General features: G+C 36.2%; 7 protein-coding genes. All 7 read right to left on the bottom strand.

Translation table 11 applies throughout. The features are described from left to right. Positions 1 to 665, bottom strand: a 665-nt coding sequence (locus QM460_RS10275; protein WP_414290042.1) for a UPF0236 family transposase-like protein, incomplete at its 3' end; no start/stop codon positions are given. Positions 666 to 774: 109 nt separating this feature from the next. After that, positions 775 to 1104: a hypothetical protein gene (locus QM460_RS10270; protein ID WP_050077992.1), complete on the bottom strand. Its 330-nt coding sequence runs from the start codon at positions 1102 to 1104 to the stop codon at positions 775 to 777. A gap of 17 nt (positions 1105 to 1121) precedes the next feature. Then, positions 1122 to 1502 (bottom strand): replication initiator protein A, encoded by a 381-nt coding sequence (locus tag QM460_RS10265; protein ID WP_050078023.1) that lies wholly within the window; start codon positions 1500 to 1502, stop codon positions 1122 to 1124. A gap of 26 nt (positions 1503 to 1528) precedes the next feature. Next, positions 1529 to 1801 carry a hypothetical protein gene (locus QM460_RS10260; protein WP_049510582.1) on the bottom strand — a complete coding sequence of 91 codons (273 nt, stop codon included), beginning with the start codon at positions 1799 to 1801 and terminating at the stop codon, positions 1529 to 1531. Next, positions 1798 to 2616: a ParA family protein gene (locus tag QM460_RS10255; protein WP_050077995.1), complete on the bottom strand. Its 819-nt coding sequence runs from the start codon at positions 2614 to 2616 to the stop codon at positions 1798 to 1800. Before QM460_RS10255 ends, QM460_RS10260 begins: the two co-directional genes overlap by 4 nt. Before the next feature lie 123 nt (positions 2617 to 2739). Beyond that, positions 2740 to 3330 carry a hypothetical protein gene (locus QM460_RS10250; protein WP_050077996.1) on the bottom strand — a complete coding sequence of 197 codons (591 nt, stop codon included), beginning with the start codon at positions 3328 to 3330 and terminating at the stop codon, positions 2740 to 2742. A gap of 14 nt (positions 3331 to 3344) precedes the next feature. After that, positions 3345 to 3760: CHAP domain-containing protein (locus tag QM460_RS10245; RefSeq protein ID WP_414290041.1), on the bottom strand; the 416-nt coding region annotated here is incomplete at its 5' end.

The following is a 3760-nucleotide window of genomic DNA, read 5'->3' as shown; positions in this document are numbered from 1 at the left end:
AGATAATCGATCACCTGCTCCCTCACTAAGCGATTGTCAAGACCAATAAATTCCTTTTTGTCCTGGAGTTCAAATCGATTGCTGCCAACTTTTTGGCTTCCCGTATGGACTACAAAATGGGATAAATCGTAATGCTTATTATCCTTCTGTGTGTCACGTGCTTTGACCATTACACCATCACCCTCAATATAAATAACCTGGGCTTTTCTTTTGCTAACCTCTTTATTCTCTTCATAATATCGATAGCCTTCCCTTTCCTCCAATAACTTCTCACAAATTTTTACAGCTTTTACTACAATTGGCTTTGTGATCGAAATGTGATAAGTCAATTGGATCACCTGAGTTACTTTATCATATGGCATTAAAGTAGATAATTTAGCCACCTGATACATAAATTCCCATGAGAAGCGGACGTTCTTCTGAAGCCCTAACTTCTCATCTACTGGAATGACCCAATGATCTCCTTTTTTCCAACGTCTTCTTCTGAAAGTAAACTCTCCAAATGTAAAAGCAACGGTTCGCTCCATTGAATGAATACAGGTATAGCCCTTTGCTTTCATGACTGGAATCATCTCCTCATCATACCTAGAAACAAAGTTATAAAATTCTTTTGCATTTTGAAATAGCAATTGATTTTTTAGTTCTCTCTCATCAAAGAAAGTCATTCAGAATCCTCCCTTATTAAAATTACGCTTATTTTAATAAATTTTGACCTGAATGTTCAAATAATCCTTTGTTCTGACAAAAAAAGAGCCTATCTTTTCAGATAAACTCTTACTTGTCATACCAGGGTTTCTCTTTTTTACTAAAATAGGATTTGCTCATGTCAATAGTGAATATAGCCATCGGAATCAAAATGATACTCCATAGAATTGTCACAATCCCATCTGCAATAAAGGAAAAGTCACCTGTAAAGTGAAGCCCAAAATACAATAATAATACAACTGGAAGGAAAGCTGGAGCGAATTTTAAAACGGCCAATCCTAAAACGACTATAAACACCATACTAAGACCAAATGTCTTATAGAACATATAGATAGCTATAGCTCCGATAAAAATAAAGAACAGCTGAACAAGTCTTTTAATATCAATGAAAATCATCATAGATTCCTCCTACTTTATCAGTAATATTTTAAAATCTCATCTGTTAAGTAAATTCTATTGGGTAGATTGGACCCTTGGCGGACTTCTTCAATTAAACCATGATTCTTTAGCTTCTTTTTCAAAGAAATCACTTTGCTTTTACCTGATTGAAGAGCCTCCATTAGCTCCTCTATAGGGTAACATACAAAAGTATTTCCATTTTCATCATATCCTTTTAATTCAAAGTCAACTGCAGCTCTTAAACGATTTAATAAAAGCATGTAGAGAAAAATTCCACTACTCTTCAAATCATTGAACTGTGGGTTGTCTATTATTGGACGAGGAATAAAGAATTGTCCTGAATCTGTTGCTGCTGAAGAAAACTCTGGAATATCTGATAGATCTGATAAGTATTTCATTGCTATATTTCCTTTCTTATGGAACTCTATTTTTTCTTTCGCTCCATCTTTTCCCATTCTCTTATAATCAGATTCTCAAGATAAGATGAAGCTGATTTTTCACCGTGAAACTCTACTAAAGCATCTAACATATCATATCGAACATTATGATGCAGAGAGAAAGGGAAACGTTGCTTTTTATTGTAGCTTTCAGGAGACTTTCTAGCCTCCTGATTTTGTTTCCTAGACGAAGGAATCTTTTCTCTCTTTGGTGTACTTTGGAATGTTTGTTTTACTTGTGCGAATCGATTCTCTGTCATGCTACCTCTCCTTCTAACACACTCAAAATATTTTCATATACGTAGTTTATATTATCATAAAACTTTTGATGTGTCTCTTGTTGGTTAGCTGTCATCTCTTCATGCTGCTCAAAGACACTCTGACTGATCACAAGACTTTTAGCCATGAGCTCTTTCTCCTGGATAGATCCCAGGTAAGCCTGATCTTCTTCAACAACTTCTAAAAATTGTTTACAGGTGTCTGTTACATTGTTTCCAATGTACTTAATCTTATTTCCAATAAGATAAGGTTCTGCTTTAACATAGCTTTTCTTAGTAATAACTTCGATAGCTTCGCTCTTAATGAAGTCTACAAAATTTTTCAAAGATAACCAGGCACGAAAACCATTAAGAGAGGCATCAGAAACAGCCAAGACAATATCTGACACAGCTATAAAATTTGCTGTAACTAAGCTCTCGTCATTGTGCGTATCAATCAGAATGACATCAAATTGTGCTTCTAACTCTTCGTAATGTTCGCTAAACCACATAAACAACTGAAGATATTTGTTGTTTCGACTAGCAAGATCTAGCTGCTCATCCGTCAAACGCTCATCACCACAAATCAGACTAAGGTTTTCTGATATTGGTACAATTTCATACTCTCCAGTCGTAAATATATCATAGACGGTTTTCTCACATTTTACATCAAATGTTCTTGTCAAATTGCATTCCCAGGCTCCATCAATGAGTAGTGTTCTAAGCCCCTTAACACGTGCCAACCAATCCCCTTCATTAAAGGTATCTGTAGTCTTACCACCGCCACCTTTACCTAAGTTTGTTGTCTGAATCTTCATGATTCCCTCCTTGGATAATTGTATATTTTGTTATATAACTTTTTATATACTTAATTATACCTAAAACAACTTTTCTTGTCAATATAAAAGCACAAAAAGTTATATAACTTTTTGTGCAACTTGTTAGCCGTATGTACCACCTATATTTCCACCAACATAGGCTTTTAGCTGGATTTGTTGAACCGTAGTATTGAAATTTCCAACGAAGTAGCTGTTCTCTTCTCCGTTTTTAGTTAGAACAATCAAAAATTGAATAACATCATCTGATTCAGTTGGCATCACTTCCAATTGTTCAGGTTGGAAATCATACTGATTCGTCAGAATAGCCATCGCAAAGGTTTGAACCATCGCATTCTGTGTCATAGATAAATGATTCTCGATTGTTCCCTTGACATTTGGCAGAAACTTCGTCTTTTTTATATCTGCTACTGCTTCTTCAAAGGCTTTTAACACTTCCTTTTTATCTTCCAGTGTTGCCTCTGCATAGGGACGTTCTAGTTTTAGCTTAGCTGTCCGATAATGCTTCTCATCTGCTGTTTCCTCTTTGGAAGACGGTTCGTTTTGAGAGGTTCCCGAAGAACTCACCTGAGCTGGTTCCTCTATTTTGGTTTGTTGAGATGGTCTGAAACTCGACACAATCCCTATTCCTGCCAAAATCAATAGAACACCTGCTACAATCGATACAACCATATTCTCTTTTATCCAATCAATCATCTTATATCCTCCTTTTAATTTGAACTTAATTTAGCTTCTCTGTCATCTGGATAAGCAAAAGAGATTACCTGTTCTTGCTGTTGAGATTTAGTCCAAATACGATAATTCCATGTATATGGAGTTTTGAACTGATCCCAACCACTCAGAGGTGTATTTTGCTCTACAAACAAGATGGAGCCATTCTCAAAAACATGACATACAATACCAGTATGGCCATATCCTCCGCCCCCTACCTGTGTAGAAAAAATAGCGCCTTTTTTAGGTGTAGTCTTAACTGAGTTTCCAAATATTGCAGCCCACGCTGCCGCCTGATCTTTCCCATCGCCCTGTACGGATCCAGAATGGCCCCATAAGTGATTTCCAATACTAATTGTAAGATTCACACATTGTCCAGCATACTCGTCACTTCCAGGATTATACCATCCTGTAG

The organism is Streptococcus infantis (genome assembly GCF_047464415.1).
Classification (GTDB): Bacteria; Bacillota; Bacilli; order Lactobacillales; family Streptococcaceae; genus Streptococcus; species Streptococcus infantis_AE.
The sequence above is the reverse complement of the archived record's forward strand: the minus strand, read 5'-3'. Positions and strand labels throughout refer to the sequence as shown.